The organism is Paucibacter sp. PLA-PC-4 (genome assembly GCF_026241155.1).
Classification (GTDB): Bacteria; Pseudomonadota; Gammaproteobacteria; order Burkholderiales; family Burkholderiaceae_C; genus Roseateles_E.
In genome coordinates this window covers 247,347-271,986 of the sequence record NZ_JAPFGP010000008.1, presented here as the reverse complement: position 1 = coordinate 271,986, position 24,640 = coordinate 247,347, and the positions used below count along the sequence as shown (strand labels likewise).

Genomic DNA, 24,640 nt, shown 5'->3' with positions numbered 1-24,640 from the left:
CCGCCGGCCGCGCGCGGTCTGCGCATCTACTACGAGGTCGATGCCGCACCCTATGCCGCCGGCACCGCGTCCTTCATGGGCGAGATCCTGAGCCGGCTGCACGGCCGCAATATCGTGCCTGCCGAGCTGGGACCCTTCCCGAAGCTCAATCCCGAGTTCGTCGTGCGCGCCGATCCGCAAGTCATCATGGTGGGCCAGCGCAGTGCGTCGGGCCTGCCACAGCGCCCCGGCTGGGGCGCGATCCAGGCGGTCAGGAACAAGAAAATCTGCGTTTGGGTGCCGGCCGAATCGGATGTGCTGGTGCGCCCCGGCCCGCGAATGGACGAGGCAGCCGCGCTGATGGCGCGCTGTCTGCGCGAGGCCGCCGCCGGCCCGGTAGCGCTGCCCACCGTGCCCTTCAATGCGCCGCCGGGGGGCATGCGCTGATGAGCGCTCGCCATGGCCTGTGGTTGCTGATCCTGCTGCTCGGCAGCACCGCGCTGCTGGCACTGGGCCTGGCCATAGGCAGCACCGGCTGGAGCCCCTGGGTCGACAAGGATCCGGTGATGCAGCAAATCCTCTGGGACATCCGTGCGCCCCGCTCCTTGGGTGCCTGGCTGGCCGGGGCGCTGCTGGCGCTGGCCGGCGCGGTGGCGCAAGGCCTGTTCCGCAATCCGCTGGCTGACCCCTATCTCCTGGGCTGCTCTGCCGGCGCCTCGCTGGGCGTGGCCGTGCTGCTCTTCATGGTCGGTTTCTCGCCGGCCGCCACCGCGCTGGCCCTGCGTGTGGGCATGACAGGCGCAGCTTTTGTCGGCGCGGTGGGCGCGGTGCTGCTGACCCTGCTGCTGGCGCGCGGCGTCGAGCAGACGCTGCGGCTGCTGCTGGCTGGCGTCGTCGTCGGCGTGGTGCTGGGCTCGGGCTCGGCCCTGCTGACCCTGATGAATCCCGACATCATGCGAGCCATGCAGGCCTTCATGCTGGGCAGCACAGGCTTTGTCGGCTGGAACGCAGTGATGATCATGGCAGCGACCCTGCTGGCCTGCCTGCTGGTGGCCCTTGGCTGCAGCCGCAGCCTCGACGCGCTGAGCCTGGGCGAGGCGACCGCGCATTCGCTGGGCGTGCGTCTGGCCCTGGTGCGGGTGCTGCTGATCGCCGTGCTGGCCCTGGCCACGGCGGCTGCTGTTGCGCAATGCGGCCTGATCGCCTTTGTCGGCCTGGTAGCTCCCCATCTGGTGCGCAGCTGGGGGCCGGTGACGCACCGCGACTTGCTGCTACTGAGCCCACTGGCCGGCGGCATGCTGCTGCTGGCGGCCGATATCGGAGCGCGCTGGGTGATCGCGCCGCAGGAGCTGCCGGTGGGCATCATCACCGCGCTGCTGGGCGGCAGCTATCTGCTATACCTGATGCACCGGCGTTCCTCGGGACTGGGGAAGCGGCCATGAGCGCTGCGCCCTTGCTGAGCCTGGAGCTACGCTCGCTGAAGCTCGGCGGCAGCACCATCTTGCAGCCGCTGCGCTTCGCGCCACAGGCGCGCGCCTGGACCGCCGTCGTGGGACCCAACGGCGCCGGCAAGTCGACCATGCTGCGCGCGCTGACCGGTCTGCTGCCCTTCGACGGCACGCTGCAGCTGCAAAACCAGCCCTGGCACAGCTGGCCGGCGCGCGAGCGCGCCCGCCAGGTCGCCTGGCTGGGCCAGAACGAGGCCAGCGCCGACGAGCTCAGCGCGATGGACGTCGTGATGCTGGGCCGCCTGCCACACCAACCCTGGCTTGCACCAGCTAGCAGCGCCGACCACGCGGCGGTAGAGCAGGCGATGCGCATGACACAGAGCTGGGACTGGCGCGAGCGCCCGCTGGGCCAGCTCTCCGGCGGCGAGCGCCAGCGCGTGCTGCTGGCGCGTGCGCTGGCCGTGCGGGCTCAAGCCTTGCTGATGGACGAGCCACTGGCCCATCTTGACCCGCCGCACCAGAGCGACTGGGTGCAGATCGTGCGCGGCCTCGTCACCGAGGGCGTGACCGTGGTCTCGGTGCTGCATGAACTCAATATCGCACTGCAGGCCGACAGCGTCGTCGTGATGGACGCCGGCCGCATCGTCCACCAGGGCCCGCCCGCGGCCTGCGCCACCCACGCCGCGCTGCAGCAGGTTTTTCAGCAGCGCCTGCTGATCCTGCAGGTGCAGGGCCGCTGGCTGGCCTTGAACGCATGACAACGATGAACACCTGCCCCGCCCTGATGATCAGCGCCCCGTCCTCCGGATCGGGCAAGACCAGCGTCACCGCCGCGATCGCACGCCATGCCCGCAATGCGGGCAAGCGGGTGCGCGTCTTCAAGACCGGCCCCGACTATCTGGACCCCATGGTGCTGGAGCGCGCCAGCGGCCACCCGGTCTATCAGCTGGATCTATTCATGGGCGGGCTCGCGCACTGTCAGGGCCTGCTGGCCCAGGCTGCGTCAGAGTCCGACCTGATCCTGGTCGAGGGCGTGATGGGCCTGTTCGACGGCACGCCCAGCAGCGCCGATCTGGCCGCGGCGCTCAAGTTGCCGGTGCTCGCAGTGATCGACGCCTCGGCGATGGCCCAGACCTTTGCGGCGCTGGCCGTCGGGATGCAGACCTTCCGCCGCGATATCCGCCTGTGCGGCGTGGTCGCGAACCGGGTCGGAAGCCCCGCCCATGCCCGCATGGTGGCCGAAGGCCTACCCGAGGATCTGCCCCTGGTCGCGGCGCTCCATCGCAGGCAAGACCTGGCCCTGCCAGAGCGGCATCTGGGCCTGGTGCAGGCGCTCGAAATGCCCGGGCTCGACGCACAACTGGACAGCTGGGCCCAGGCTTGGGGCGAGGCCTCGGCCGGCTTCGAGTTCCGGGCGACTCGCTTCGAGTTCGAGCCCGAGCCGGCCCTGCCGCCACTGTTAAAAGGCCGGCGCATCGCGGTGGCCCAGGACGCCGCCTTCTCCTTCATCTACCCCGCCAATCTCGACTGCCTGCGCGCCCTGGGCGCCGAGGTCCTGACTTTCGCGCCTATCGAGGGTAAGGTCTTGCCACCCTGCGACGCGCTATGGCTGCCCGGCGGATATCCAGAGCTGCATGCACCGGCTTTGCGCGCCAATGCGAGCTTCTTCGCCGATCTTGCCGCTCATCTTGCGGCCGGAAAACCGCTACTGGCCGAATGCGGCGGCATGCTGGCGATGGCGGAGAGTCTGACAGACACCGAGGGCATGAACCATGAAATGGCCTGCCTGATGCCCGGCCGCGCTCAGATGCAAAAGCGCCTGGCGGCTCTGGGCATGCAAAAGATCGAGTGGCCTGAAGGTGAGCTGCGCGGCCACACCTTCCATTACTCGCTGCTGGCCACGTCGCTTGAGCCCATTGCGCGGGCCACCAATCCCAATGGCGGCAAGGCAGCCGAGGCGCTTTACGCACAGGGCAGTCTTCGCGCCAGCTACGTGCACCACTACTTCCCGTCCAACCCCGAGGCCATCGCTGCCTTCTTCCTTACCCAACACGCCTCATGATGCTCGAACAAGGTTTTGCCCAGATCGCCCAAGCCCTGCTGTGGCCGGTCCTCGTGCTCGTGGGCCTGGGCTTCATCTACGCGCTGTGGGTGGCCGGCGCCACGCTGATGGAGGCTGCGCAGCGCTGGCGATCACCGAACTACCGGACCCTGCACGCCCATGCAGACAAGCCGCTCGAAGAGATCGAGCTGCAGGTCGTGCGCCAGTTGGAGCCGCTGCGTCTGCTGGGCCGCGTCAGCCCGCTCTTGGGCCTGATCGCGACGATGGTGCCGCTGGGCCCGGCGCTGCAAAGCGTTGCCGCTGGCCAGGGCCAGCAGGCACTGGCAGTGTTCAGCGGCGCTTTCGCCGGCGTCGTGCTCGCGCTGGCGGCTGCGGCAGTCGGCCTGGTCGCTTACTCGGTGCGCCGCCGCTGGCTGATGAGCGAACTCGTCGCTATCCGTAGCGCGCGAGGCCAGGCATGAAGCATCTGTCCATCCTCGGTGAGGAAGACGACGACCCAATGCTGTCGGCTGTCAATCTGGTTGATGTGTTTTTAGTGCTGGTCGTCGCGCTGCTGACCGCGGTCGCGCTGCAGCAGCAAGAGGACGCGAACGAGAACGTCACCATCATCAAGAAGCCGGGTGAGCCGGACATGGAAATTGTCGTGCGCCAGAACGGCAAGGAGATCCGCTACAAGGGCAATGGCGGCAGCAGCGAGGGCCAGGGCGTGCGTGCGGGCGTGGCCTACAAGCTCAAGGACGGCAACATCATCTATGTGCCCGAGGGCGACAAGCCGTGATCAAAGCCTGCCTGGTCTTGATGCTGTCACTGCTGCTGGCTCCCGCGTGGGCCGCCGGCGCCAAGACGGGCCTGCTGCTGTGGATCACGCTGGACGTGACGCCGGCCGCGCGCAGCGCGCTGATCGAGCGTGAAGCGGCGGCCGCCGGCCTGGCATTCAAGGCGATGGACTACCCGCTGCGCAGCACAGCGCTGGATGCCTCGCAAGCGCGCGAACTGGCGCAGGCGCTGAGCCAGGCCCAGCTGGTCTGGATAGACGCGCCCCATCCCAGCGTCGAGGCCAAGCTACGAGCTATGCTGGGCCAGGCGCTCAAGCAACATGCCATCGCCACACCAGTCTGGATCGCGGCCGGCGAGCCTGCCGCCGGCGATCGCTCGCTGCGCGCCTATCTGCAGGCCGGCGGCATCGCCAACACCCGTCACGCCTTCGCCCTTGTCAAGGCCCAGCTGACCGGCCAGCCTGCGCCCGATCTGCCGTTACCGACCCTGCTGCCGCAGCGCGGCCTCTATCTGCCGGGCGCGCCGGGCCTGTTCGCAAACGCGCAGGCCCTGTCACGTTGGGCCGAAGCCCAAGGCGACAAACGCCCGGCCGTCGCGCTGCTGCTGCACCGCTACCACTTTGTGCAGGGCGCCACGGCCTGGATCGACGACTGGCTGCAGCGCTTCGACCGTCAGGGGCTGCTGGCCTATGCGGTGTTCAGCTCGCGCTTTAGTGAAGGGACGGCCGGCGATTCGCTGGCCCCGCTGATGGAACTGCCAGATGGCAAGCTGCACGCCTCGGTGATCGTCAACCACGCGCTGCTGCCCCAGTCCGGCGGCCTGCAGCCGCTGTTTAATCGGTGGGGCGCCCCGCTGCTGCAGACCCTCCCCTATCGCAGCGGCGGCACGGCCGACTGGGAGGCCAGCGAGACCGGTCTGAGCATGAGCGATCTGCCCTTTTACTTTGCCCAACCCGAGGGCGCCGGAGCGATCGACCCGCTGATGGTGGTCGCCCATGCGAACAAAGGGTCTAAAGGCCAGGAAGGGCCGCAGCTGATCGGGCGCCAGGCCGAGGCCGTGATCGCCAAGGCCAGACGTTTGATCGTGCTGCAGACCAAGCCCGCATCGAGCAAGCGCCTGGTCGCCTTCGTCTACAACTACCCGCCGGGCGGCGACCATTTCGGCGCAAGTTTTCTGAACGTCCCGCGCAGCCTGGAGCGGGTCTCCATGGGCTTGCGCGAGGCCGGCTACGGCGTGCAGCCGCTGCCCGAGGCCGAGTGGATCGCGCAGCTCAAGCCCCTGATCGCGGCCTACTATCCCAGCGCCGATCTGCAAGCCCTGCTGGCGCGCGACCAAGCCGCCGCACTCCCGCTGGCCGACTACGAGGCCTGGTTCAAGACCTTGCCGGCGGCGCTGCAGCAGCACATCAATGGCCAGTGGGGCGAGCCGGCCCGCAGCCGCTACATCGTCAGCCATGAAGGCCGCCCTGTCTTCGTAATCCCTCGCCTGCAGCGCGGGGGCTTGAGCGTGCTGCCGCAGCCGCCGCGCGAGGAGACGCTCAGGCGGGGCCAGGACCCCTTCATGCACAAGAACAAGACGCCGATCTCGCATCACTACCTAGCCACTTACCTATGGGCCCGTCAGGCGGACGCCTTGATCCACTTCGGCACCCACGGCACGCAGGAATGGGCGCCCGGCAAGCTACGCGCACTGGACATCCATGACGAAGCCCTGCTGCCACTAGGCGATGTGCCGGTGATCTACCCCTATATCGTGGACAACCTCGGCGAAGGCCTAACGGCCAAGCGCCGCGGCCGTGCCCTGATGGTCAGCCACCGCACCCCCAGCTTCGCGCCGGCCGGCTTCAATGCCCGCATGGCCCATATGCACGAGCTGATGCACGAGTGGGAAACGGTGGACGCCGGCCCGACGCGCCAGGCGCTGGAGCGCCAGATGGTCAGCGCTTTTGTCGAGCACCAGTTGCACCGCGACCTGGGCTGGACTGCCCAGCAGATCGCCGCCGATTTCAGCGGTTTCCTAGAGCTGCTGCACCCCTGGCTGGACCGGCTGGCGCAAAGCTCCCAGCCCAAGGGCCTGGCGGTGTTTGGCCAGGTGCCGCACGAGAGTGCCCGCCACACGACGATTCTGCAGATGCTGCGCCAGCCCTTGATTGAAGCGCTGGGCGAGGACATCGATGAGGCCTTTCTGATCAATCACGAGAGCGTCGCGACGTCGCGCCCGGCGCGCTGGCTCCATGTCGCGTTGAAGGACGCCCAGGCTGCGAGCACCTTGGATCTGCGCCCGCCCGAGCCTCAGAGCCATGTGCCCAACCGCGCCTCGCGCAAAGCCATCGACACCCCCGCGTTGCTGCAGTTGGCCGAGCGCGCCCAGGAGCTGGAGCGTCGCCTGTCCACCGAGGGTGAGATGCCAGGCCTGCTTGCCGCGCTGCAAGGTCGCTTCCTGCCTGCGGCCTACGGCGGCGACCCACTGCGCAACCCCGACAGCCTGCCAACAGGCCGCAACCTGACAGGCCTGGACCCGAGCCGGCTGCCGACCAAGCAGGCCTATGAGGTGGCGCAGCGCCTGTTCGCGCAGTGGTACGAGGAACAGGCGAAAACAGGCAAGCCCCCGCAGCGTCTGGCGCTGTCGCTGTGGGCTGGCGAGACGCTGAGACACCAAGGCCTGATGGAGTCCCAGGCACTGGCCGCTTTGGGCGTGCAACCCATCTGGGACGACAGTGGCCGGCCCACCGGCGTCAAGCCGATGCCGCTGGCGGAACTGAAGGGCAGACCCCGGGTCGATGTGCTCTTGAGCATCACCGGCTCTTACCGCGACCAATTCCCGGCGCTGATGAATCTGCTCGACCAGGCCGTCGCGGCCGCTGCGGCCGCAGAGCCCGGCAACATCGTCGCGCGCAACACCGCCACCGTGGCTGCCGAGCTACGTCGCCAGGGCCTGAGCAAGGCCGAGGCCCTGGCCCTGGCGCAGGCACGCGTGTTTGGCAATGCCAGCGGCGACTACGGCACCGGCATATCCGAAGCCGCCCAGGACAACGGCTTGAAGGCCGACGACGCGCGACTGGGCCAGCTCTTTTTGCAGCGAATGAGCCAGCCTTATGTCAACGGTGAGCCGCTGCGCCTGAGCCGGCCGGCCGTCGCGGCGCAGGCCCTCGGTGCGCATCTGAAGCACACCGATGCGGCGCTGATGTCGCGCAGCTCGCATCTGTATGCGATGCTGAGCTCGGACGACCCTTTTCAGTACCTCGGCGGCCTGTCCGCCGCCGCCAAAGCGGCCGGTCGCAAAGACGGCTTGAGCCTGCATGTCAGCCAGCTGCAGGACGCCACTGAGCTGCACACCGAGAGCGCGGCCAGCAGCCTGGCGATGGAGATGCAGTCGCGCTATCTGCACCCCGGATGGCTGAAGGCCCAGCAGGCCGAGGGCTGGGCCGGCGCCTTGCAGGTACTCAAGGCCGTGCAATACACCTTCGGCTGGCAGGCCATCGCGCCGGGCACCGTGCGGCCCGACCATTGGCAAAGCCTGTACGACACGCTGGTGCGCGACAAGCAGCAGCTCGGTCTGCCCGAGTGGCTGAAGCAGAACAAGCAGGCTTATGCGCAGGCGCTGGAACGGATGATTCAGGCCGAGCGCCTGGGCTACTGGAAGCCCGACGCGGCGACCCGGGAGCAACTGGCCGCTACATATCAGAGCCTGAGCAGCGAGGCCGGTCTGCATCAGGAGCTGGCGGCAGTGCGGCAATGGGCTGCCGACCAGCTGCACACGCCGGTGTCCCAGGCCACGGCTTCGCCTGCCGCGCCGGCCACTGCCGAGGCAGCACCCCCCCCGCCGCCCAGCACACGCGGCCTGCTGCTGGAACAGCAACAGCCACCGCAAGACCTGGTCGCACCACAGCTGCAGAACCAGCTCTCGCAGGCCCTGGCCTGGGTCGCGATGGCCTTGCTGATGAGCCTGGGTGCGGTCTGGCAGGCGCGACGACCGGCTTTGCCTGCAACCGCCTGATGCCATGACGCACGACACCCAGCACCAGTTCAAGCCAGCCGAGCGCGACGCGGTCTACCGCGCCATCGCACTGCGCCGCGACACCCGGCATTTCAAGCCGGGCCAGCTACTACCGGAAGATCAGCTGCAGCGTCTGCTGGAGGCCATGCACCAAGCGCCGTCGGTCGGGCTGATGCAGCCCTGGCGGCTGCTGCGCATCCGCGCCCCCGGTTTGCGCGCCCAGATCGTCAGCGTGGTCGAGGCCGAGCGCCAGGCCACGGCGGCTGCGCTGGGCGCACGCAGCGACGAGTTCCTGCGCCTGAAGGTCGAGGGCCTGCGCGAATGTGCCGAGCTGCTGGCCATCGTACTGCCGCCAGATGACGGCACCGTCTTCGGCCGGCGCAGCATGCCGCGTGAGATGGCCATCGCCTCGCTGGGCTGCGCGGTGCAGAACCTCTGGCTGGCCGCGCGCGCCGAAAACCTGGGCCTGGGCTGGGTCTCGATGTTCGAGCCGCGCCAGCTGGCCGCGCTCCTGCGCCTGCCCGAGGGCGCGCAGCCCCTGGGCCTGCTGTGCCTGGGACCGGTCGACAGCTTTTACGAGGCGCCGATGCTGGAGCTCGAAGACTGGCGCCGGCGCCGGCCGCTGGACGAGTTGTTGATGAACGATTTTTGGAGTGACCAAGATGGAAATTGAGAAGCCCCCGGTCGACCGCGAACGCATCATTCCAACGGCCGAGCGCCGCGGCTTGATCCTCGTGCACACCGGTCCCGGCAAGGGCAAGAGCACAGCCGCCTTCGGCCTGGCGCTGCGCGCGCATGGCCGCGGGAAGACGGTCAAGATCTACCAGTTCATGAAAGTGCCCAGCGCCCGCTTCGGCGAGCACCGTGTATTCGAGCAGCTGGGCGTGCCCATCGTCGGTCTGGGCGACGGCTTTTCGTGGAAGAGCAAGGACCTGGACCACAGCGCCGAGCTGGCCCGCCATGGTTGGGCGCAGGCCGAGGCGACGATACGCGCCGGCGAGACCTTTCTGGTCGTGCTCGACGAGATCATGTATCCGCTGCGCTATGGCTGGGTCGCGCTGGAGCCAGTGCTGCAAGCTTTGCGGGAGCGGCCGGCCCATGTGCATGTGGTGCTGACCGGACGCGGCGCGCCGCAGGAGCTGATCGACTTGGCCGACACGGTCACAGAGATGGCCATGATCAAGCATCACTTCAAGGCCGGCGTGCCGGCCCAGCGCGGAATAGAAGATTGATCTCGCTGCTCCTGCCCCTGGCCATGCTCATCGCACTGCTGGTGGATCGCCTGCTGGGTGAGCCACCGACCTGGGCACATCCCGTGGTGGGCATTGGCCACTATCTCAATGCCTTCGGAGCGCGGTTGGCTGCGATGCCACCGGCCCAGGCCTTCACCGGGGGTGCGCTGGTCTGGCTGCTGGGCGCACTGCTCGTCTCGGTGATGGCGCTGGGGCTGGAGATCGCGCTGATGCAGGGGCTGCAGCCCTGGACCTCCTGGCCGGCCCTGCTGGGCAGCGCGCTGGGGCTGGGCCTGCTGCTGAAGCCGCTGCTGGCCTGGGCCATGCTGGTCGACGAGGTGCTGGCGGTGGAGCGCGCGCTGGGTGAATCGCTGCAAGCCGGGCGGGCCCGGCTCTCGCGCCTGGTCAGCCGCGACACCGCCGCGCTCAGTGCGGCCGAGGTGCGCGAGGCCGCGATCGAGACCCTGGCCGAGAACCTCAACGACTCCGTCGTCGCTCCGCTGTTCTGGTTCGTGATCGCGGGCCTCCCCGGCGCTGCGGTCTATCGTTTCGCCAACACCGCCGATGCCATGTGGGGCTATCGCGATCATCGGGAGTGGTCAGGCAAGTGGGCCGCGCGCGCCGACGATGTGTTGAGCTGGATTCCGGCCCGCATCACCGCGCTGGCGCTGATGGGTCTGCGCCCGGCGCTGTTGCCGCGTCTGGCCGGCGAGGCGTCGCGCACGCCCTCGCCCAATGGCGGCTGGCCGATGGCGGCGATGGCGCTGCGCTTGAATCTGCGCCTGGCCAAGCCGGGCGTCTACAGCCTCAACGACGGCGGCGCTGCGCCGCAGGGCGCCGATCTGCGGCGTGCAGCCGGCCTGGCCCGACGTGCGATGCTCGGCTGTGCGCTCCTGCTTGCCTTCGCGGCCCTGAGCCTGAGGTTGCCCCTATGAGCAGCATCCACGGCGGCAGTGACAGCGGCCCGACCCTGCTGCACGACTTCTCGACCAATGCGAACCCGCTGCCGGTGCCCGCATCGCTGAGCACGGCCTTGCAAGCGGCCGACCGGAGCCGCTACCCGGATCCTCGATATCTTGCACTGCGCGAGCACCTAGGCCGCGCCCATGATGTATCGCCCGAACGCATACTGCCGGCCTCCGGCGGCGCCGAGGCCATACGCCGGCTGAGCCTGGCGGCGCTGCTGCACGGGATGCGCGAAGTCTGGGTGCCCTCCCCCGGCTTTGGCGACTATGCGGCGGCGGCCCAGGCGCTGGGCCTGCGCGTGCGCTCCTATGCGGATGTCACGCAGCTGCTGCAAGAGCTCAGCGGCTCGGCCATGGTCTGGATCTGCGAGCCCTGCAACCCGACCGGCGAGAGCCTGACCAGCGCGCAGATCGCAGCCGTCGCCGCGCGCGCCGCGCTCACCGTGCTGGACCGCGCCTACGAGCCGCTGCGCCTGGCCGGCACAGCGCCGGAGCTGCCGTCGAACTGCTGGGCATTGCACTGCCCCAACAAGGCCCTGGGCCACACCGGCGTGCGCGCCGCCTATCTGATCGCCCCCGAGGCCGACGCTCTGCGCCACCGCATGCAGGAGCTGGCGGCCAGCTGGGTGCTGTCGGCAGAGGGCCAGGTCTTGCTGATGCAGCTGCACCGCCCCGAAATCCAGACCTGGCTGGCCGACTCGCGCGCCCAGCTGCGGCGCTGGAGCGTGCAGCAGCGCGAGATGCTGATGCGATCAAGCTGGCAGCAGCGCGAGAGCTGCACGCCCTTCTGGCTGGCCCGCCCCCCCGCGCCGCTCAACCACGAGGCCCTGCGCGCCCATGGCATCAAGCTGCGAGACGCCAGCTCCTTTGGCCTGCCCGGCTGGGTGCGTGTCGCGACCCTGCCGCCACAATCGCAGCTGGCATTGAAGAAAGTGATCACGCAATGACAGCCAAGGCTGTGATGGTTTTGGGCACGACCAGTGGCGCCGGCAAGAGCTGGCTGGCCACCGCGTTGTGCCGCTGGTATGCCCGCCAGGGGCTGAGGGTGGCGCCCTACAAGGCGCAGAACATGAGCAACAACGCGCGGGTCGTGCCCGGCCTGAACGGGCGCATGGGCGAGATCGGCAGCGCCCAGTATTTCCAGGCCCTGGCCGCGCGCCGCACGCCCGAGGTGCGCATGAACCCGGTGCTCCTGAAACCTGAGGCCGACACGCGCAGCCAGGTGGTACTGATGGGCGAGGTGAGTGCGGAGCTGGGCGCGATGCCCTGGCGCGGCCGCAGCGAGAAGATCTGGCCCACCGCCAGGGCAGCACTGCACGAGTTGCTGGCTGAAAACGATGTCCTCGTGATCGAGGGCGCCGGCTCGCCGGCCGAGATCAATCTGCATGCCAGCGATTATGTGAATATGCGCACCGCGCTGGAGGCCAGGGCCGCCTGCTTGCTGGTCACCGATATCGACCGCGGCGGCGCCTTTGCCCATCTGTACGGCACCCATCAGCTGCTACCGCCGAACGAGCGCGCACTGATCAAGGGCTTTGTGCTGAACCGCTTCCGCGGCGATGCCGCGCTGCTGGCGCCGGGGCCCGAGCAGCTGCAGGCGCTGACCGGCGTGCCTACCGTGGCCGTGCTGCCGATGTGGCGTGGGCACGGCCTGCCCGAGGAGGACGGTGTGTACGACGACCGCCCATCGGGGTCAGGTCTGCACATCGCCGTAGTCGCCTATCCGCGGCTGTCCAACCTCGACGAGTTCCAGCCGCTGCGCAGCCTGCCGGGCGTGCGCCTGGTCTGGGCCCGCACGCCGGCCGAGCTGGCCGGTGCCGACTGGATCATCCTGCCAGGCTCCAAGGCCGTGGCCGCCGATCTGGCCTGGCTGCGGGCACAACAGCTCGATGCCCCCATCGCCCGCCACGCCGCAGCCGGCAAGCCGCTGCTGGGCATCTGCGGCGGCCTGCAGATGCTGGGCGAGGCCTTGATCGATCCGCACGGTCTGGACGGCAATGCGCCAGGCCTGGGCCTGCTGCCGCTGGTGACCCAGTTCGAGCTTGAGAAGCTGCTTCGCCCGGCCGAGTTGCGCTTTGAAAGCCTCGAAGGGTCCTGGCAGGCCCTCAGCGGCATTCAGGCCCACGGTTACGAGATCCACCACGGCCGCACGGCCCAGCACCCCTCGCTGCCGACGGCGCGCGTGGCGGTGCGCAGCGACACAGGCGAAGCCATAGGCTGGCAGCAAGGCTCGGTGCTGGGCTGCTATGCCCACGGCCTGTTCGAGCAGCCGGCCGTCATTGCCGCGCTGTTCGGTCACAACCTGCCGACCCTGGACAGCGTGTTCGAGGGCCTGGCCGACTATCTCGACGCGCATTTCGAGCCGGGCCGGCTGATGGCACTGATCCGATGAACGGCCCGATTCCTCAGCGCATCGCCTGCCTGTCCACCGAGGCCGTGGAGGTGCTGTACCGCCTCGGCGCCCAAGATCATGTGGCCGGCATCTCCGGCTACACCGTGCACCCGCCCGCAGCGCGCGCCGAGAAGCCCAAGATCAGCGGTTTTTCCAGCATGAAGGTCGAACGCCTGCTGGCGGTGCAGCCGGATCTGGTGATCGGCTTCTCGGACCTGCAGCGCCCGCTGCTTGATGAATGCGAGCGCGCCGGACTGCCCACGCTGTGGTTCGACCAGCGCAGCATTGCCGGCATCCATGCCATGGTGCTGCGCCTGGGCGAACTGGTCGACCGCCCGCAGCAGGCACTGACGCTGAACCGGCAGTTGCAGGCCTGCCAGGACGAGATCGCCGCCGCTGCGGCCGCACTGCCCTGCCGGCCGCGCGTGTATTTTGAAGAATGGGACGAGCCCATGATCTGCGGCATCGGCTGGGTCAGCGAGCTGATTGCTCTGGCCGGCGGCGAGGACGTGTTCGCCGAACGCTCGCGCGCCGGTTTCGCGCGGGAACGCATCGTCGATGCCGGCACGGTGCTGGCTGCCGCACCCCAGCTGATCCTGGGCTCCTGGTGCGGCAAGCGCTTCGTTCCCGACAAGGTCCTGGCCCGCCCTGGCTTTGCCGCGCTGAACGCCCGGCTCGTCGAAGTCAAGTCCGCCGACATCCTGGCCCCAGGACCGGCCGCCATCGAACGCGGCGCCCGCCAACTGCAGGCCGCCATTCAGACCACTGCCGAGGCCCTCGCATGCAAGACCTGATCCCCGCCATCGCCCCGCTGCACAACGCCGCCCTCGCCGCCGCATTGCAGCGCCGCATCGACGCCAAGACCAAGCCGCTGGGCGCCCTCGGCCGCCTGGAGTCGCTGATGCTGCGCCTGGGTTTGATCCTCGGCAGCGAGACACCGCAACTGCGCGAGCCGCAGCTGATGGTGTTCGCCGGCGACCACGGCCTGGCGGCGCGCGGCGTGTCGGCCTATCCTAGCGATGTGAGCTGGCAGATGGTCGAGAACTTCCTGGCCGGCGGCGCGGCGGTCAGCGTCCTGGCCCGCCAGCACGGCCTGGCCCTGAGCGTGGTGGATGCCGGCGTGGCCCACGACTTCGCGCCGCGCGAGGGCCTGATCATCGCCAAGATCGCGCCGGGCACGGCCGATGCGTTGCAGGGGCCCGCGATGAGCGCCGACCAGTGCGCCACCGCGATTGCCGCCGGCAAGAACCTCCTGCACAAGCAGCCGGGCAATGTGCTGCTGCTGGGCGAGATGGGCATAGGCAACACATCGGCGGCGGCCTTGCTGCTGGCGCGGCTGCAGGGCGTGCCGATTGCCGACTGCACCGGCCGGGGGACAGGTCTTGACGATGCGCAGCTGCAGCACAAGACCGACATCCTGCGCCAGGTGCTGCAGCGCCACGGCGAAGTGGCCACGCCGCTGGCGGCGCTGGCGGCGTTCGGCGGCTTCGAGATCGCAATGATGGTAGGCGCGGTGCTGCAGGCGGCGCTGGAGCGGCGCGTGATCGTCGTCGACGGTTTCATCTGCGGCGCGGCGGTGCTGGTGGCGGCCAAGCTGCAGCCGGCTGTGCTGGAACGCTGTGTTTTCGCCCATGCATCCAATGAGAGCGGACACCGGCTGATGCTGGACGCATTGGGGGCCGAGCCCTTGATCGACCTGGGCATGCGTCTGGGTGAGGGCTCGGGCGCGGCGCTGGCCTGGCCGCTGCTGGAGTCCGCCTGCCGCATCCTGGCCGAGATGGCCAGCTTCGAATCGGCCGGCGTCAGCCAGAAGTCCTGAGCAGCAGGCGCTGCAGCTCAGCGCGAAAGCGCTCCAACTGCAGCGGCTTGGTCCAGTAGTCCTCGGCTCCGGCCGCAAGCGCCCGCGCCACCTCCTCGGGCATCGCATTGGCCGACAGCGCGACCACGCGCAGCCCAGCACAGGTCGGGTCGGCATGCAGTCGGCGCAGCAGCTAGAGGCCATCCATGTCCGGCAGGCGCATGTCCAGCAGCAGGTCCGGCCGCAGCTCAGCCGCTAGCCGCAGGCCCTGAGCCAGTTCCCGCCAGTCCCAGCGTCGCCCGTGCGGCTGCCCGGCCGGCGCCAGCAGCGCGTAGGCCAGCACCAGCAGGCTTAGCAGGCCGAGATTGATGCCGAGCTCGCGCAACAAGTCGGCATGTTCAAGAATCGCAGTCATCGCTGGATTACCTTAATTTTTCTGCTGCCCAAGTCAACGAGCCATGCTCATAATCTCCTGAACGCAGACTCTCAAAAGGCCATCCATGACGGACTTGGTATTTGCGGACGAAACGCCGGGGCCACCGCAGAACAGCCGCTCGCTGGACCCCTGGGTGGTGATGATTGTCGACGACGACCCCGCGGTCCACGAAGTCACCCAACTGGTGATGGCGGACTTCGAGTTCGGCGGACGGCGCCTGCAATTCCTCGATGCCTACAGCGGCATCGAGGCGCGCGAGCTGCTGGCGCATCGCCAGGACATTGCGCTGATCCTGCTCGACGTCGTGATGGAGAGCGAGCATGCCGGGCTGGATCTGGCCCGCCATATCCGAGAGGTGCAGCAGAACCACCATGTGCGCATCGTGCTGCGCACCGGTCAGCCAGGTCAGGCGCCCGAGGAACATGTCATCAAGACCTATGACATCAACGACTACAAGGAAAAGACCGAGCTGACCAAGCGCAAGCTGATCACAGTCTTCTACTCGGCGCTGCGCAGCTACCGCGACATCATGATCATCGAGGCCTCGCGCCAGGCGCTGCGCCGCTCGATCGATGCGATCACCAAGGTCTACGACTCGCAGAACCTGCGCCGCTTCGCTTCAGCGGTGCTGGAGCAGGTCTCGCATCTGCTGGGTCTGGATGCCCAGGGCTTCAGCGCCAGCCGGGTGTCGGCCTATGCGGCCTCACATGTCGAGGGTCGGCTCAAGGTGCTGGCGGCCACGGCCGAGTACTCGCGCCTGCTGGTGGAGGAGGAACTCGACGCCCTGCCTGTCGAGGTGCGCGAAGCGCTGAATCTTGCGCTGAGCACCCAGCAAAGCCATTTCGACGACCACCATTTCGTCGGCTACTACCGCAGCAGTACTGGCAACGAGAGCCTACTCTATATGGTGTTTTCCGAACCGGTCGACGAGACGGCACGCGAGCTGCTGGAGATCTTCTGCGCCAATGTCGCGATCACCTACGAGACCCTGCTGCTACGCGAGGAGATCCAGGAAACACAGCGCTCCACCGTCTTCATCCTCGGCGAGGCGGTCGAGAAGCGCTCCAAGGAAACCGGCTCGCATGTACGCCGCGTCGCCGAGCTGTCGGCGCTGCTGGGCGACGCGGTGGGTCTGGCCGCTTCGGATGTGGAGTTTCTGCGCCAGGCCGCGCCGCTGCACGATGTCGGCAAGATCGGCATCCCGGACCGGGTCCTGAACAAGCCGGGCAAACTCGACGAGGAGGAATGGGAGGTGATGAAGACCCATGCCCGCATCGGCTACGAGCTGCTCAGCAAAAGTGACAAGCGCATCCTGCAGCTGGGGGCGACGATCGCCCACGAACACCATGAGCGCTGGGACGGCCAGGGCTATCCGCGCGGCCTAGCCGGCGAGCAAATCAATATTGTCGGCCGTATCGTCGCGCTGGCCGATGTGATGGATGCGCTGGTCAGCACCCGCTGCTACAAGCAGCGCTGGCCCTTCGAGCAGGCCGTCGACTATCTGCGCGCCGAGTCCGGCCGCCAGTTCGATCCCAAGCTGGTGAGCCTGCTGCTGGAGCGGCTGCCCGAGCTGCGCGACATCTACGAGCGCTATCCCGATGCCTGAGACGCCACGCTTCAGCGAAGCCGAGAAACGCCGGTTGTCAGAGGCCGCGCTGCGCTCGATCACCCTGTCGACCTCGCGCGTGCAGGGCGAGGCCTTCTTCCGCGTGCTGGTCAAGGACCTGGCCGCCGCGCTGGACGTGGCCTATGTGATCGCCGGCCGACTGATCCCCTTCGAGGGCGGCGAGGGCATACAAACCCTGGCCGTCTGGGGCGGCAGCGACTGGTTGCCCAATATGAGCTATTCGCTGACTGGCACGCCCTGCAGCAATGTGGCCGACCAGAGCATGTGCTTCTATCCCTGCGGTGTGCAGCAGGCCTATCCGGACGACCATCTGCTCGGCGAGATGGGCGCGCAAAGCTATGTAGGCATGCCCATGGTGGGTACGACCGGAGCCAGCCTGGGCATTCTGGTGGCGCTGGACAAGCGCGAGATCGATGCCGACAAGCATGTGCTGGCCCTGTCCCTGCTTTCGATCTTTGCGGCCCGCGGTGCGGCGGAGCTGCAGCATCAGGACCGCGAGGCCGAGCTGGAGGGCCTGGTGCTGGCGCGCACCGAGGAGCTGCGCCATGCCACGGCCACGCTGGTGGAGCGAGAGAAGCTGGCCGCGCTGGGTGGTCTGGTGGCGGGAGTCGCACACGAGGTCAATACGCCGATCGGCATCGCAGTGACGGCGGCCTCAGGGATGGAGGAGTTTGCGCGCGAGATGCTGGCCATGCTGGCCGGCGACAAGGTCAGCCGCAGCGAGCTGCAAAACCTCGCGCGGCGCGTCGAGAGCGCGGCCAGCCTGGTTTGCAGCAATCTGGCCCGGGCCGCTACGCTCGTGGGCAATTTCAAGACGCTGGCGGTGGACCAGAGCAGCGAGCTGGCCATGCCGCTGGACCTGGTCGACTATGTGCGCGCCATCATCCGCACTCATGAGCCGGTGCTGCGCAAGGCCCAGGTCGAAGTAGCGCTGGAAGCGCCGCAGCGGCTGCCAGTGCGCATGGCCGGAGGCACGCTGTCGCAAATCATCTCCAACCTGCTGCTCAACGCCATCACCCATGCCTTCGAAGGCCGGTCGCAGCGGCACATCATGATCGCACTGCGAGCCGCAGGGGATAGCGGTGTCGAGCTGCGCCTGCGCGACAACGGCAACGGCGTGCCCGACGAGATACGCTCGCGCCTGTTCGAGCCCTTCTTCAGCACCAAGCGCGGCGATGGCGGCTCGGGCCTGGGCCTGCACATCGTGCAGACCCTCTGCCAGCGCCTAGGCGGCTCGGTGCAGTTGGATACGGCGCCGGGTGCCGGTCTGGGCTTTGTGATCAGGCTGCCGCGCAACAGCGTCTAAGCCGGTCTTAGGCGTCCTTCGCCGCCACATTGCCCAGAATCATCGCCCGACCGGCGAAGACACCGCCGACCGCCTCCAGCTCGAAGCGCTCGGTATCGCGCCGACGTACCTCGGTCATCACCTCGTCGGCCTCGTCCGGCGTCGCGCCGGTGGCCAGCGCCGCCTCGCGCCCCAGCGCCATAGCTGACTCGAAGGTCTCGCGAATCTGGTAGTCGACGTCGGACTTCAGCAGCTCGTGCGCATGCTCGCGGTCATAGGCCCGCACCAGCAGCTTGGCCTGAGTGCAGCTCATGCGCGCCTGCTCGACGATGCGATTGACTGCGGCCTTGTCATTGATGCAAACCAGGATCACGCGCGCATGGTGAGCGCCGGCCGCATGCAGCACGTCGGCGCGGTCACCGTCGCCGTAATAGACCTTGAAGCCGAATTCGGCGGCGTCACGTATCACCTCGGTGTCGTTGTCGATGATGGTGATCTGGGCACCACGGGCCAGCACCGCCTGGCTGGCCACCTGGCCGAACCGGCCGAAGCCGATGATCAGCACGCTGGCAGCCAGGTTCGCGGGCCGCTCGATACCCTCCATCGAGGGCCCGAGCTTGGGGGTGAAGCGGCGCAGCGCCAGCACGCTCAGCGGGGTCAGTGCCATCGACAGCACGACGATGGCCGTCATGTTCGCATTGACTTGTGCATCGATGACACCGGCCGCCAGCGCCGCCGCATAGAGCACGAAGGCGAACTCGCCGCCCTGGGCCATCAGCACCGCGCGGTCGATCGCATCGGCGTGAGAGGCTCGCGCTAGACGCGCCACCGCATAGATGCACAGCGTCTTGACCACCATCATCGCCAGCACGCCGGCGATGATCAGCTGCCAGTTCTGAGCCACCGCCGCGAGGTCCAGTGCCATGCCGACGCCGATGAAGAACAGCCCGAGCAGCAAGCCGCGGAAGGGCTCGATATCGGCCTCCAACTGATGGCGAAAGCTCGACTCCGACAGCAGTACCCCGGCCAGGAAGGCGCCCAGCGCCATCGACAAGCCCCCGAGCTGCATCAGCAGGGCCGCGCCCAACACCACCAGCAGCGCGGCAGCCGTCATCACCTCGCGCGCCTTGGCGCGCGCCAGTACCCGGAACAGCGGGTTCAGCAGCCACAGGCCAACGGCCACCAACGCCGCCAGCGCCCCAAGGCCCAGCAGCACCGCGCTCCAGCGCGAGCCGGCCGCCGCCGGCTGGGCCGAGGTCGGTGCGATAAAGGCCACCAAGGCCAGCAAGGGCACGATCAGCAGGTCCTCGAACAGCAGGATGGCGACGATCTTCTGCCCGCGCGGCGCGGCGGTATCACCGCGCTCGCCGAGCAGCTGCATCACGATGGCGGTCGAGGTCAGCACAAAGCCCATCGCGCAGACAAAAGACACGGCCAGCGCAAAGCCGAAGGCCAGGCCAACTGCAGTCAGCAAGGCGCCGCAGACCACCACCTGCAGGCTGCCCAGGCCGAAGATGGCGCGGCGCAAGGCCCACAAATGCGAGGGCCGCATCTCCAAGCCAATGACGAACAAGAACATCACGACGCCCAGTTCGGCGACGTGCAAAATCGTCTGCGCGTCGCTGAACAGGCCCAGGCCAAAGGGCCCGATGGCCAGGCCGGCCGCCAAATAGCCCAGCACCGAGCCCAGACCCAATCGCTTGAACAGCGGCACCGCCACCACCGCCGCGCCCAGCAGCGTTACGACCTTGATCAGGTCCCCTGCACTTCCCTCTGCCGCCATCTCTTGCCTTTCGCAGGTCAAGCCGATCACAACGGATCAGCCTTGGAGTGCGCATTCTCCATGCAGCCGCGATGGCGGGATATCAGTGCTTGGTCAGGCGCAGGCTCAGCAGCAAGGTCTGGATCTCATCAAGCCTGGTCGCATCCTCGGTCTGAGCCAGCAAGGTCAGCCGGATCGGGCCCATCGCCGTCGCCCGCAGATCCGGCAAGTGCAGGCCGATGAAATAGCGCGTCAAGTCCGGCTGCTGCCAGCGCACCAGACGTGCCGGTCGGCCGTCAACCACCACCGCCCTCTCCTCGTAGCCGCTGACGCCTTCGCGGCTGTGCAGGGGATCGCTGTACAGGCCCAGGTCGTAGTCGATCAGCAAGCCCGCGCCATGCAGCCGGCCTGCCTTCGAGTCGACGCTGCCAGTGTGCTGCACCAACGTCGCCGGCAGCTTCAGCGAAAAGCCGCCAAGATCGCGACGCGGCAGCGGCTCAGCGGCGACCAGGGTGACTCCCCACAACAGCGACAGGCAAAGCCAGCTCAGCCGGCGGGCCAACCCCATCAGGCCTGGCCCAGGCCGCTACGGCGCCCGCGTGTCGCGCCGGCCAGCAGCACACCGCCTAGCAACAGCATGGCCCAGGTGGAGGGCTCGGGCACCGGCGCGGCGGCCAGCACGGCGATTGGCTGGATCGTAATGAACTTGCCCTGCGCATCGCTTTGCACCAGGGCGCTGCTCAGGATGGTCGTGATCTGGGCGGCGGTCAGCGCGAAGCTGGTCGACAGCGTGGGATTCATCAGATTGCTGCCGTTGTTGGGCAGCACATGACCCAGCCCCAAGTTATGGGCCAGTTCATGACCGAGCAGATTACCGCCAAGGCTCGCATGGGCCGCCCAGCTGGAGTCGAGCGCCATCAGGTTGCCGGGCGTGTCCGCGCAGCCGACGATATTGGTGCCCGGATCGCCGCACCAGCGCACCTTGTCAACAAAGAACATATTGACGACGGGCGCGTCGAAGTTGACAGCCAGCCCGGCCATCTTGTCCCATTCGGCAAAGCTGTCGATCGAGGTCAGACTGGCATCGATGATGCTTGTCTGGCTGTTGAAACGAATGTCTATCTTGTCGGCAGCGGCGAAACCGGCCTGCGAGAAGATTGCGTCCAACTTGGCCTCATTGGTCGTCACGTAGCCGTCGGCAGCCCAGCTGGCAACCTGCGCCACAGCGAGTGCGGCAGCGGCGGCCAGACGAAGGCTTGATTTGAGAATGGTCGGCTTCATAGGGTTCTCCGGCATGAGGATGCAGATGGACAAGACTTGATTGCGGCCGCCACCTTATCCAAGAGCCCGCCCAGCATCAATCCCGAGAAACGAAGCCGCCGTGGCTCGCCAGGCGCACCGACGATAATCGGCGCGCTCCCCGCTCTCGCCCGCGCATGCGTCTCGTCCTCCACGAACTCCGTCTGTTCTTCATCGCACTGCAGTTCTTCACCCGGGTGCCGATCCCGCGCTGGGTGGGTTTCGAGCCGCTGTGGCTTCAGCACTGCGCGCGTCACTTCCCGCTCGTGGGCCTGTTGGTCGGTACCTTCAGCGCGCTTGTGCTTTGGGCCGCACTATGGCTATGGCCGGCCGGTGTCGCGGTAGGCCTGGCGATGGCCGCCAGCGTTTGGCTGACCGGCGGATTCCACGAGGACGGCTGGGCCGACACCTGTGACGGCCTGGGCGGTGCGGTCAGCCGCGACAAGGCCTTGCTGATCATGAAGGACTCGCGCATCGGCAGCTATGGCGCGCTGGGGCTGATCCTGATGCTGGGGCTCAAAGCGGCCCTGCTGGTTTCTCTCGTGGAGCGGGACTGGCTGCTTGCGATGACGGCCCTGATCTGGGCTCACTGTGCCTCGCGGGCCGCGCCGGTCTGGCTGATTCGCTCCTTGCCCTATGCCGGTGATGCGGATCACGCCAAGGCCAAGCCTCTGGCCACCCAGGCCAGCATCCCAACGCTGCTCACGGCCTTGCTCTGGGTGCTGCTGCTGAGCCTGCTGATCGCCTGGCAACAGCCACAGTGGCTGTTGCAGCTGGGACTGGCCGTGCTGGCGGCCGCCGCCGCGACCCGGGTTATGCAGGCATGGCTGAACCGGCGCCTGGGCGGCTATACCGGCGACAACTTGGGCGCGACCCAACAGGTGGTGGAGCTGGCCGCGCTGCTGGCCTGGCTGGCCCATGTCTGAAGATCAACGAGTCTGGGCCTGGCGCCATCCGCGGCCCGAGGGGGCGGCCGGACGCTGCATCGGCGCCAGCACCGATCTGCCGGTGCATTGGCGCCGCGCCAAGCGCTTGGCCCGCCGCATCCAGGCCACTGCCCGGCGCGAGCGCCTGCCGCACTGCATCCACAGCTCGCCGCTGCGCCGCTGCCGCGACGTCGGCGCCTGGCTGCGGCGCTGGGGCTGGACCCACCGGGTCGATGCGGCTCTCCTGGAACTGGACTTCGGCAACTGGGAGGGCAAGACCTGGCACGCCATCGGCCGGGCCGAAGTCGATGCTTGGTGCGCGGACTTCAGTGCTTATGCGCCGGGCGGCGGCGAGGCGCTGAATGCGCTGCTGGCCAGGGCCGGGGAGTGGTCGGTGCACAAACCGGCGCTGGTCGTCAGCCACGGTGGCTGGATGCTGGCCAGACGCTGGGTGTCGCAGGCCAGGCCGCCACCAGCTTCGGCCGCAGACTGGCCGACCGCGCCGCGCTACGGCGAGCTCTGGCGGCTCTGATCAGGCGGCCTGGGCCGTCAGACGCAGATACTTCTGCATCAGGGTTTCGCGGCTTTCGATATGGGCCGGGTTGACTGGGATGCAGGCCACCGGGCACAGCGCCACGCACTGCGGCTCTTCATGATGGCCGACGCATTCGGTGCACTTGTCATGAGCGATCTGATAGAACTCCTCGCCCATCGAGATTGCGTTGTTCGGGCACTCGGGTTCGCAGACATCGCAGTTGATGCATTCGTCGGTAATCATCAAAGCCATGGCTGCCTACCCTCTCTTGATGCGCTCTTCCAAACGCGCGCGCACCGAGGGTGACACGAATTTGGAAACATCACCGCCTAAGGTGGCAATCTCGCGGACGAAGGTGCTGGAGATGAACTGGTAATGGTCTGAGGGGGTCAGGAAGACGGTCTCGACATCGGGCATCAGCTGGCGGTTCATGCCGGCCATCTGGAACTCATACTCGAAATCGCTGACGGCGCGCAGGCCGCGTACCACCACCTTGCCGCCGTTTTCGATGACGAAGTCGCGCAGCAGGCCGCGGAAGGGGATCACCTCGATGTTCGGGTACTTGGACGACAGCTCCTGGGCCATCGCCAGGCGCTCCTCAATCGTGAACATCGTGCGCTTGTGATGACCGGCGGCGACCGCGATGATCAAGCGCTCGAACAACCGGCTGGCACGGCGGATCAGATCCTCATGACCGAGCGTCATCGGATCGAAGGTGCCGGGATAGACGGCGGTCAGGACGGTCACAGAGGTCAACAGAGCACTCCTTGGCTGGGCTGTGGGCGGGATTATCCGCTGCGCTGCAGCAAATGGTAGTGGACCGCGCCGGCCCGGCCCGTGCGCTTGGGGCTAAGGCCCAGCTCGGGCGGGGGGCTCAGGTTTTGCGGGGCTTCCAGGTAGACATAGCCACCGGTCGCCACCAGGGGCGCCGCGGCACGCAGCGCTGCATCGAACAGGTCCTGCTGAAAGGGCGGATCAAGCAGCACCAGCTCGAAGCGCGCCGGCGCACAGCGGGCCATCCAGGCCAGCGCATCGGCGCATTCGACGCGCAACGTCTCGGCCTTGAGCCGCGCACGGCTGCTGTTGAGGCTGCGGCACAGCTCGGCGTCGCGCTCGACCAGCAGCACTTCCGAGGCCCCTCGCGAGGCGGCCTCAAAGCCCAGTGCGCCGCTCCCGGCGAACGCGTCCAGCACGCGCCAGCCGTCGAGGTCTTGGCCCAGCCAGTTGAACAGGGTTTCGCGCACGCGGTCGGGGGTTGGGCGCAGACCGGGCTTGTCGGCCACCGGCAATTTCGAGCGTTTCCACTGTCCGCCGATGATGCGAACCTCTCTAGCCTGGACCTTGCTCATTGACGAACAGGAATCCCACGCGCCGCCATCAAGGCCTTGGCCTCGCCGACCGTGTGCTGACCATAGTGAAAGATGCTGGCGGCCAGCACCGCGTCGGCGCCGCCTTGCTGTACGCCGTCGGCCAGGTCGTCCAAGGAGCCGACACCGCCGGAGGCGATCACCGGCACATTGATCGCGTCGCTGACGGCGCGGGTCAGCGCCAGGTCGAAGCCGCTTTTGGTGCCATCACGATCCATGCTGGTCAAGAGGATCTCGCCGGCGCCATGCTCGGCCATCTGCTTGGCCCAGCTCACGACATCCAGGCCGGTGTTCTTGCGGCCACCATGGCTGTAGACATCCCAGCCGTGGCCACGTGAGTCACCATCAGCGCGGCGCTTGGCATCGATTGCGACAACGATGCACTGGGCGCCGTACTTCTCGGACGCATCGCGGATGACTTGCGGATTGGCGATCGCGGCCGAGTTGAAGCTGACCTTGTCGGCGCCGGCGTTCAGCAGGCGCCGAACATCGGCCACCTCGCGCACGCCGCCACCCACCGTCAGCGGAATGAAGACTTGGCTGGCGACGGCTTCGATGATGTGCAGGATCAGATCGCGGCCATCGCTGGTCGCGGTGATGTCCAGAAACGTCAGCTCATCGGCGCCCTGCTCGTTATAGCGGGCGGCGATCTCGACCGGATCACCAGCGTCGCGCAGTTCCAGAAAGTTGATGCCCTTGACGACGCGACCGCCGGTCACATCCAGGCAGGGAATGATGCGCTTGGCCAGCATCG

General features: G+C 67.8%; 27 protein-coding genes. 18 read left to right on the top strand and 9 right to left on the bottom strand.

Annotated features, from left to right (window positions below; all coding sequences use genetic code 11):
- Nucleotides 1-75: 75 nt before the first annotated feature.
- From OOZ63_RS14885 to cobT, 14 genes are read left to right on the top strand one after another with little or no spacing between them, the layout of a single operon-like run.
- A complete protein-coding gene (locus tag OOZ63_RS14885) occupies nucleotides 76-426 on the top strand; it encodes an ABC transporter substrate-binding protein (protein ID WP_266006317.1) in 351 nt (116 codons plus the stop codon).
- Nucleotides 426-1,421, top strand: a complete 996-nt coding sequence (locus tag OOZ63_RS14880) for a FecCD family ABC transporter permease (RefSeq protein WP_266006316.1) — start codon at nucleotides 426-428, stop codon at nucleotides 1,419-1,421. Before OOZ63_RS14885 ends, OOZ63_RS14880 begins: the two co-directional genes overlap by 1 nt.
- Complete coding sequence (locus OOZ63_RS14875) at nucleotides 1,418-2,185, top strand: ABC transporter ATP-binding protein (RefSeq protein ID WP_266006315.1); 768 nt, start codon at nucleotides 1,418-1,420, stop codon at nucleotides 2,183-2,185. Before OOZ63_RS14880 ends, OOZ63_RS14875 begins: the two co-directional genes overlap by 4 nt.
- 5 nt (nucleotides 2,186-2,190) lie before the next feature.
- Nucleotides 2,191-3,489, top strand: a complete 1,299-nt coding sequence (locus tag OOZ63_RS14870; RefSeq protein ID WP_266006314.1) for a cobyrinate a,c-diamide synthase — start codon at nucleotides 2,191-2,193, stop codon at nucleotides 3,487-3,489.
- The gene (locus tag OOZ63_RS14865) at nucleotides 3,486-3,950 is read left to right on the top strand and encodes a MotA/TolQ/ExbB proton channel family protein (protein WP_266006313.1); all 465 of its coding nucleotides are present in this window, start codon (nucleotides 3,486-3,488) and stop codon (nucleotides 3,948-3,950) included. Before OOZ63_RS14870 ends, OOZ63_RS14865 begins: the two co-directional genes overlap by 4 nt.
- Nucleotides 3,947-4,267, top strand: coding sequence for a DUF2149 domain-containing protein (locus OOZ63_RS14860; protein ID WP_266006312.1), 321 nt, complete (start codon nucleotides 3,947-3,949; stop codon nucleotides 4,265-4,267). The genes OOZ63_RS14865 and OOZ63_RS14860 overlap by 4 nt, the downstream gene beginning before the upstream one ends.
- Nucleotides 4,264-8,262: a cobaltochelatase subunit CobN gene (cobN, locus tag OOZ63_RS14855; protein WP_266006311.1), complete on the top strand. Its 3,999-nt coding sequence runs from the start codon at nucleotides 4,264-4,266 to the stop codon at nucleotides 8,260-8,262. The genes OOZ63_RS14860 and cobN overlap by 4 nt, the downstream gene beginning before the upstream one ends.
- 4 nt (nucleotides 8,263-8,266) lie before the next feature.
- Nucleotides 8,267-8,935 carry a 5,6-dimethylbenzimidazole synthase gene (gene bluB / locus OOZ63_RS14850; RefSeq protein ID WP_266006310.1) on the top strand — a complete coding sequence of 223 codons (669 nt, stop codon included), beginning with the start codon at nucleotides 8,267-8,269 and terminating at the stop codon, nucleotides 8,933-8,935.
- Nucleotides 8,925-9,494: a cob(I)yrinic acid a,c-diamide adenosyltransferase gene (gene cobO / locus OOZ63_RS14845; RefSeq protein ID WP_266006309.1), complete on the top strand. Its 570-nt coding sequence runs from the start codon at nucleotides 8,925-8,927 to the stop codon at nucleotides 9,492-9,494. The genes bluB and cobO overlap by 11 nt, the downstream gene beginning before the upstream one ends.
- Before the next feature lie 23 nt (nucleotides 9,495-9,517).
- Nucleotides 9,518-10,429, top strand: coding sequence for an adenosylcobinamide-phosphate synthase CbiB (gene cbiB / locus OOZ63_RS14840; protein ID WP_266006308.1), 912 nt, complete (start codon nucleotides 9,518-9,520; stop codon nucleotides 10,427-10,429).
- Complete coding sequence (locus OOZ63_RS14835; protein ID WP_266006306.1) at nucleotides 10,426-11,406, top strand: aminotransferase class I/II-fold pyridoxal phosphate-dependent enzyme; 981 nt, start codon at nucleotides 10,426-10,428, stop codon at nucleotides 11,404-11,406. The genes cbiB and OOZ63_RS14835 overlap by 4 nt, the downstream gene beginning before the upstream one ends.
- Nucleotides 11,403-12,851: a cobyric acid synthase gene (locus tag OOZ63_RS14830; RefSeq protein ID WP_266006305.1), complete on the top strand. Its 1,449-nt coding sequence runs from the start codon at nucleotides 11,403-11,405 to the stop codon at nucleotides 12,849-12,851. The genes OOZ63_RS14835 and OOZ63_RS14830 overlap by 4 nt, the downstream gene beginning before the upstream one ends.
- Nucleotides 12,848-13,645, top strand: a complete 798-nt coding sequence (locus OOZ63_RS14825) for an ABC transporter substrate-binding protein (RefSeq protein ID WP_266006304.1) — start codon at nucleotides 12,848-12,850, stop codon at nucleotides 13,643-13,645. Before OOZ63_RS14830 ends, OOZ63_RS14825 begins: the two co-directional genes overlap by 4 nt.
- Nucleotides 13,633-14,670 (top strand): nicotinate-nucleotide--dimethylbenzimidazole phosphoribosyltransferase, encoded by a 1,038-nt coding sequence (cobT, locus tag OOZ63_RS14820; RefSeq protein ID WP_266006303.1) that lies wholly within the window; start codon nucleotides 13,633-13,635, stop codon nucleotides 14,668-14,670. Before OOZ63_RS14825 ends, cobT begins: the two co-directional genes overlap by 13 nt.
- Here cobT and OOZ63_RS14815 read toward each other — a convergent pair.
- Together OOZ63_RS14815 and OOZ63_RS14810 are read right to left on the bottom strand one after the other, a co-directional pair.
- Complete coding sequence (locus tag OOZ63_RS14815; protein WP_266006302.1) at nucleotides 14,654-14,797, bottom strand: hypothetical protein; 144 nt, start codon at nucleotides 14,795-14,797, stop codon at nucleotides 14,654-14,656. The two genes, cobT and OOZ63_RS14815, sit on opposite strands and share 17 nt — an antisense overlap.
- Nucleotides 14,798-14,842: 45 nt before the next feature.
- Nucleotides 14,843-15,064: a hypothetical protein gene (locus tag OOZ63_RS14810; protein ID WP_266006301.1), complete on the bottom strand. Its 222-nt coding sequence runs from the start codon at nucleotides 15,062-15,064 to the stop codon at nucleotides 14,843-14,845.
- A gap of 85 nt (nucleotides 15,065-15,149) precedes the next feature.
- Between OOZ63_RS14810 and OOZ63_RS14805 the strand changes: the two genes are divergently transcribed.
- Both OOZ63_RS14805 and OOZ63_RS14800 read left to right on the top strand, forming a co-directional pair.
- A complete protein-coding gene (locus tag OOZ63_RS14805; protein WP_266006300.1) occupies nucleotides 15,150-16,691 on the top strand; it encodes a DUF3369 domain-containing protein in 1,542 nt (513 codons plus the stop codon).
- Nucleotides 16,684-18,018, top strand: a complete 1,335-nt coding sequence (locus OOZ63_RS14800; RefSeq protein WP_266006299.1) for a sensor histidine kinase — start codon at nucleotides 16,684-16,686, stop codon at nucleotides 18,016-18,018. Before OOZ63_RS14805 ends, OOZ63_RS14800 begins: the two co-directional genes overlap by 8 nt.
- 7 nt (nucleotides 18,019-18,025) lie before the next feature.
- Here the strand turns inward: OOZ63_RS14800 and OOZ63_RS14795 are convergent, their stop codons facing one another.
- The 3 genes from OOZ63_RS14795 to OOZ63_RS14785 form a co-directional block, all read right to left on the bottom strand.
- Nucleotides 18,026-19,780 carry a monovalent cation:proton antiporter-2 (CPA2) family protein gene (locus OOZ63_RS14795; protein ID WP_266006298.1) on the bottom strand — a complete coding sequence of 585 codons (1,755 nt, stop codon included), beginning with the start codon at nucleotides 19,778-19,780 and terminating at the stop codon, nucleotides 18,026-18,028.
- Nucleotides 19,781-19,862: 82 nt separating this feature from the next.
- Nucleotides 19,863-20,327, bottom strand: a complete 465-nt coding sequence (locus OOZ63_RS14790) for a hypothetical protein (protein ID WP_266006297.1) — start codon at nucleotides 20,325-20,327, stop codon at nucleotides 19,863-19,865.
- Complete coding sequence (locus tag OOZ63_RS14785) at nucleotides 20,327-21,040, bottom strand: PEP-CTERM sorting domain-containing protein (protein WP_266006296.1); 714 nt, start codon at nucleotides 21,038-21,040, stop codon at nucleotides 20,327-20,329. Before OOZ63_RS14785 ends, OOZ63_RS14790 begins: the two co-directional genes overlap by 1 nt.
- Nucleotides 21,041-21,195: 155 nt before the next feature.
- Here OOZ63_RS14785 and OOZ63_RS14780 point away from each other — a divergent pair, with 155 nt between their 5' ends.
- Together OOZ63_RS14780 and OOZ63_RS14775 are read left to right on the top strand one after the other, a co-directional pair.
- The gene (locus OOZ63_RS14780; protein ID WP_266006295.1) at nucleotides 21,196-21,984 is read left to right on the top strand and encodes an adenosylcobinamide-GDP ribazoletransferase; all 789 of its coding nucleotides are present in this window, start codon (nucleotides 21,196-21,198) and stop codon (nucleotides 21,982-21,984) included.
- Nucleotides 21,977-22,516, top strand: a complete 540-nt coding sequence (locus tag OOZ63_RS14775) for a histidine phosphatase family protein (RefSeq protein WP_266006294.1) — start codon at nucleotides 21,977-21,979, stop codon at nucleotides 22,514-22,516. The genes OOZ63_RS14780 and OOZ63_RS14775 overlap by 8 nt, the downstream gene beginning before the upstream one ends.
- Here the strand turns inward: OOZ63_RS14775 and OOZ63_RS14770 are convergent, their stop codons facing one another.
- The 4 genes from OOZ63_RS14770 to hisF are packed head-to-tail and all read right to left on the bottom strand — an operon-like array spanning nucleotide 22,517 to nucleotide 24,638.
- Complete coding sequence (locus OOZ63_RS14770) at nucleotides 22,517-22,771, bottom strand: YfhL family 4Fe-4S dicluster ferredoxin (protein WP_266006293.1); 255 nt, start codon at nucleotides 22,769-22,771, stop codon at nucleotides 22,517-22,519. It abuts the gene before it with no gap.
- 6 nt (nucleotides 22,772-22,777) lie between these two features.
- Nucleotides 22,778-23,275: a pantetheine-phosphate adenylyltransferase gene (gene coaD, locus OOZ63_RS14765; RefSeq protein ID WP_266006292.1), complete on the bottom strand. Its 498-nt coding sequence runs from the start codon at nucleotides 23,273-23,275 to the stop codon at nucleotides 22,778-22,780.
- Nucleotides 23,276-23,307: 32 nt separating this feature from the next.
- Nucleotides 23,308-23,868 carry a 16S rRNA (guanine(966)-N(2))-methyltransferase RsmD gene (rsmD, locus tag OOZ63_RS14760; RefSeq protein ID WP_266006291.1) on the bottom strand — a complete coding sequence of 187 codons (561 nt, stop codon included), beginning with the start codon at nucleotides 23,866-23,868 and terminating at the stop codon, nucleotides 23,308-23,310.
- Nucleotides 23,865-24,638: an imidazole glycerol phosphate synthase subunit HisF gene (hisF, locus tag OOZ63_RS14755; RefSeq protein ID WP_266006290.1), complete on the bottom strand. Its 774-nt coding sequence runs from the start codon at nucleotides 24,636-24,638 to the stop codon at nucleotides 23,865-23,867. Before hisF ends, rsmD begins: the two co-directional genes overlap by 4 nt.
- Nucleotides 24,639-24,640 lie beyond the last annotated feature (2 nt).

Excerpts from the sequence above, each read along its gene's own strand:
- OOZ63_RS14885 (WP_266006317.1), top strand. The coding sequence starts at position 76 with ATGGGCGAGATCCTGAGCCGGCTGCACGGCCGCAATATCGTGCCTGCC.
- OOZ63_RS14880 (WP_266006316.1), top strand. The coding sequence starts at position 426 with ATGAGCGCTCGCCATGGCCTGTGGTTGCTGATCCTGCTGCTCGGCAGC.
- OOZ63_RS14875 (WP_266006315.1), top strand. The coding sequence starts at position 1,418 with ATGAGCGCTGCGCCCTTGCTGAGCCTGGAGCTACGCTCGCTGAAGCTC.
- OOZ63_RS14870 (WP_266006314.1), top strand. The coding sequence starts at position 2,191 with ATGAACACCTGCCCCGCCCTGATGATCAGCGCCCCGTCCTCCGGATCG.
- OOZ63_RS14865 (WP_266006313.1), top strand. The coding sequence starts at position 3,486 with ATGATGCTCGAACAAGGTTTTGCCCAGATCGCCCAAGCCCTGCTGTGG.
- OOZ63_RS14860 (WP_266006312.1), top strand. The coding sequence starts at position 3,947 with ATGAAGCATCTGTCCATCCTCGGTGAGGAAGACGACGACCCAATGCTG.
- bluB (WP_266006310.1), top strand. The coding sequence starts at position 8,267 with ATGACGCACGACACCCAGCACCAGTTCAAGCCAGCCGAGCGCGACGCG.
- cobO (WP_266006309.1), top strand. The coding sequence starts at position 8,925 with ATGGAAATTGAGAAGCCCCCGGTCGACCGCGAACGCATCATTCCAACG.
- cbiB (WP_266006308.1), top strand. The coding sequence starts at position 9,518 with ATGCTCATCGCACTGCTGGTGGATCGCCTGCTGGGTGAGCCACCGACC.
- OOZ63_RS14835 (WP_266006306.1), top strand. The coding sequence starts at position 10,426 with ATGAGCAGCATCCACGGCGGCAGTGACAGCGGCCCGACCCTGCTGCAC.
- OOZ63_RS14830 (WP_266006305.1), top strand. The coding sequence starts at position 11,403 with ATGACAGCCAAGGCTGTGATGGTTTTGGGCACGACCAGTGGCGCCGGC.
- OOZ63_RS14825 (WP_266006304.1), top strand. The coding sequence starts at position 12,848 with ATGAACGGCCCGATTCCTCAGCGCATCGCCTGCCTGTCCACCGAGGCC.
- cobT (WP_266006303.1), top strand. The coding sequence starts at position 13,633 with ATGCAAGACCTGATCCCCGCCATCGCCCCGCTGCACAACGCCGCCCTC.
- OOZ63_RS14810 (WP_266006301.1), bottom strand. The coding sequence starts at position 15,064 with ATGACTGCGATTCTTGAACATGCCGACTTGTTGCGCGAGCTCGGCATC.
- OOZ63_RS14805 (WP_266006300.1), top strand. The coding sequence starts at position 15,150 with ATGACGGACTTGGTATTTGCGGACGAAACGCCGGGGCCACCGCAGAAC.
- OOZ63_RS14800 (WP_266006299.1), top strand. The coding sequence starts at position 16,684 with ATGCCTGAGACGCCACGCTTCAGCGAAGCCGAGAAACGCCGGTTGTCA.
- OOZ63_RS14795 (WP_266006298.1), bottom strand. The coding sequence starts at position 19,780 with ATGGCGGCAGAGGGAAGTGCAGGGGACCTGATCAAGGTCGTAACGCTG.
- OOZ63_RS14790 (WP_266006297.1), bottom strand. The coding sequence starts at position 20,327 with ATGGGGTTGGCCCGCCGGCTGAGCTGGCTTTGCCTGTCGCTGTTGTGG.
- OOZ63_RS14785 (WP_266006296.1), bottom strand. The coding sequence starts at position 21,040 with ATGAAGCCGACCATTCTCAAATCAAGCCTTCGTCTGGCCGCCGCTGCC.
- OOZ63_RS14780 (WP_266006295.1), top strand. The coding sequence starts at position 21,196 with ATGCGTCTCGTCCTCCACGAACTCCGTCTGTTCTTCATCGCACTGCAG.
- OOZ63_RS14775 (WP_266006294.1), top strand. The coding sequence starts at position 21,977 with ATGTCTGAAGATCAACGAGTCTGGGCCTGGCGCCATCCGCGGCCCGAG.
- OOZ63_RS14770 (WP_266006293.1), bottom strand. The coding sequence starts at position 22,771 with ATGGCTTTGATGATTACCGACGAATGCATCAACTGCGATGTCTGCGAA.
- rsmD (WP_266006291.1), bottom strand. The coding sequence starts at position 23,868 with ATGAGCAAGGTCCAGGCTAGAGAGGTTCGCATCATCGGCGGACAGTGG.
- hisF (WP_266006290.1), bottom strand. The coding sequence starts at position 24,638 with ATGCTGGCCAAGCGCATCATTCCCTGCCTGGATGTGACCGGCGGTCGC.